The sequence below is a fragment of the Candidatus Hepatincolaceae symbiont of Strigamia maritima genome (genome assembly GCF_055505085.1).
The window spans coordinates 1-2,518 of record NZ_DBKDTU010000097.1 but is presented as its reverse complement, the minus strand read 5'-3'; the positions used below and the strand labels follow the sequence as shown (position 1 = coordinate 2,518).

5 protein-coding genes are annotated in these 2,518 nt (G+C 27.1%); all 5 read left to right on the top strand.

The window, feature by feature from the left end; genetic code table 11:
* A partial coding sequence (locus tag ACQCX0_RS02345; protein WP_462562554.1) for a hypothetical protein occupies positions 1-660 on the top strand: 660 nt, incomplete at its 5' end.
* Positions 661-667: 7 nt separating this feature from the next.
* A complete protein-coding gene (locus ACQCX0_RS02340) occupies positions 668-1,090 on the top strand; it encodes a hypothetical protein (RefSeq protein WP_462562553.1) in 423 nt (140 codons plus the stop codon).
* Positions 1,091-1,092: 2 nt separating this feature from the next.
* Positions 1,093-1,488, top strand: a complete 396-nt coding sequence (locus ACQCX0_RS02335) for a hypothetical protein (protein WP_462562552.1) — start codon at positions 1,093-1,095, stop codon at positions 1,486-1,488.
* A 34-nt stretch (positions 1,489-1,522) separates the two neighbouring features.
* Positions 1,523-2,311, top strand: a complete 789-nt coding sequence (locus ACQCX0_RS02330; protein WP_462562551.1) for a Fic family protein — start codon at positions 1,523-1,525, stop codon at positions 2,309-2,311.
* The coding region (locus ACQCX0_RS02325; RefSeq protein ID WP_462562550.1) for a hypothetical protein at positions 2,308-2,518 on the top strand (211 nt) is incomplete at its 3' end. The genes ACQCX0_RS02330 and ACQCX0_RS02325, both read left to right, overlap by 4 nt.

Genomic DNA, 2,518 nt, shown 5'->3' with positions numbered 1-2,518 from the left:
TATGCTACTAATAAGTTTGATATTATAGGAAATATTAATCATAAACGTATTTATTTTAATGAAGAAAAAGGAGTAGCTAGTTTTTCCGTAGCAGTACAAAAAGGTAAAGATAAGATATCTGAATGGTTTAATGTTTCTTATTTCAAAAAGAAAGAAGGAGAAGATAAATTATGGGAAAACTTAAAGTCTATGGACACTAAAGAAAAAGCTCCGCAAATTCAAATTCAAGGTGTAATTTCTCATAATAAAGTTGAGAAAGACGGAGAGATTAAAAACTATACTAATTTTACAGTTTTTGATATGAAAGAAACCCTTGAATTCCAAAGACCGCAAGCTAAAATAGAATTAACCGGTAGAATTGCTAAAACTCTATTAACAGCAAAAGAAGGGGATCATGCTTATTTTCAGCTAGCTACTACTGAGGGTAAAGAGGGTGAGTTTAGTAAATTTCATAGTATTAACACTTTTGACAGTGTACAAAAAACTTTCTTAACTAAGTTTAAAGAAGGAGAGCAAGTATCACTAAAAGCTGATATTCATCCGCAAGGATTTGTGAATTTAAAACAAACCTCACAAGTTTTAGCCGGGACAAACTTTCATTTAAAGTTATCCCAAGCTTATAAGGAAGCTCTAAATAATAATAAAGATCAAGAAAGGTAGGTAAATAATGTATTTAATATTTAAAGATAAAAATGAGTTTGATAATTTTAATAACCAACATTTTATTAAAATAGATAGTGAACAATTATTACAAGGAGTTACTTGGCATAAGATAGAACAAGAAAAATTTAAGTTTTATCAAAACCAAATGAAACTATATTTAAAATATAATCTGTTAGTGACAGCACTAGATAGTTTATACGGAAATTATATAGCAATTAATATTAATCCCTTTGAGATTATCAAGGAACTTGAAACTCTGGTAGGACATAAAGAAGAGTTTAAATTACCCCTAAAGAGCAAGTTAGTCTTTTTAGATTATCAACCTTTAGAAATAGAAGAATATCTACAGAGGTTACCTAATCCTTTAGATGTAAAATATCTAAAGCCATTAGAGTTAGATATTTTTCTAAAACAGGAAGGTATCTAAAAATGGATAATAAGAATCTAATCAATTTTTTATCTCAGGAAAATATGCCCTCTTTTATTTGTATTGCTTACAGAAAGGAGGTTAATGCTATAATTAGTGATTGTAATAAAAAAGCTAAGCTGTTTAAGAAAATAGGGCATTTACCTAAAGATAAAGATAAGGATTATTTAACTACAGCAGTAATAGGGTTAAAGAATTTACAATATAACCAAAAATTAGAGTTAAATAATCCTACTTTTACTTTTTTAATTAAAAACTTTTTAGATAATACTAAGATAGAACATAAATTTGTGAATAAGACATTCTCTATAGATAAAGAAAATCAAGAGAAATTAGGTAAATATTTTAGAAAAATAGATTTACTACAATTGGATTTATTTGATAATAAAGAAAAATAATATAATAAAGTTATAAAAAAATAGGAGTAGCATTATGAAGTTCAATAAAGAATTTTTAGAGTATAAAGAAATACTATCAAAACCTGAGAAAGATTACCTAGAAAGTATTAATCAACAATATAATTTAAAACCACTAAAAGCTAATAGAAACATTGAAGATTTATCAATAGATTTTGCCTATAACAACGCTTATATTGAGGGTTGTACTTATACTTATAAAGAAGCAGAAACACTAATTTTAAGTGGAATAACTGCTAATGGTAAGCCTTTTACTGATGCACAAATGTTGCTTAACCTGAAAAAAGTTTATACTTTTTTAATGTCAGAAAATACTTTAGAAATAACTACCCAAAATATAAAGAATCTTCATAAATTAGCTATGCAGAATATCTTACAAAGCTATGAATTAGGTGCTGTAAGGAATATTCCGGTACGAATAGGAGGAAGCAATTACTTACCAAGTACTGATAAAATAGAATTAGAGGAATATTTAAACGTAATTTGTAATAACAGTAAAAAATATACTAATATTTTTGAAAAGTCTATTTATCTACATAATAATTTAGCTTATTTACAATATTTCACAGATGGCAATAAAAGAATTGCAAGAATTACCCAAACCACAGCATTAGTTAGTAATAATAAAATGCCTTTGTTTTATTTAGATAAAACTATAGATATTTATAAAAAATCTTTAATTTCCTATTATGAACAAGGGGACTATAAAGAATATAAAAACTTTATACTAAAAAATTACGAAAAAGGATTAGAGAAAATAGCTTTATTTGTAAAAAAATCTACAGAAAAAGGAATAAGCAGATGAAGAGATTATTTATAGCAGAGAAGCCGGATTTAGCACGGGCGATAGGAGATGCCCTAGCTGATACAATGAGTATTAGGCAAGTGCGGAGGGATGGGTATATTGAAATAGGGAGTACAAATATTACGTGGTGTTTCGGGCATCTGTTATCGCTCAAAGATCCTAATGAATATGATAAGAAGTATAAAAAATGGAGATTAGAAGATTTAC

What these genes read in the sequence shown, in the direction of transcription:
- ACQCX0_RS02340 (WP_462562553.1), top strand. Translation starts at nt 668, where the DNA reads ATGTATTTAATATTTAAAGATAAAAATGAGTTTGATAATTTTAATAAC.
- ACQCX0_RS02335 (WP_462562552.1), top strand. Translation starts at nt 1,093, where the DNA reads ATGGATAATAAGAATCTAATCAATTTTTTATCTCAGGAAAATATGCCC.
- ACQCX0_RS02330 (WP_462562551.1), top strand. Translation starts at nt 1,523, where the DNA reads ATGAAGTTCAATAAAGAATTTTTAGAGTATAAAGAAATACTATCAAAA.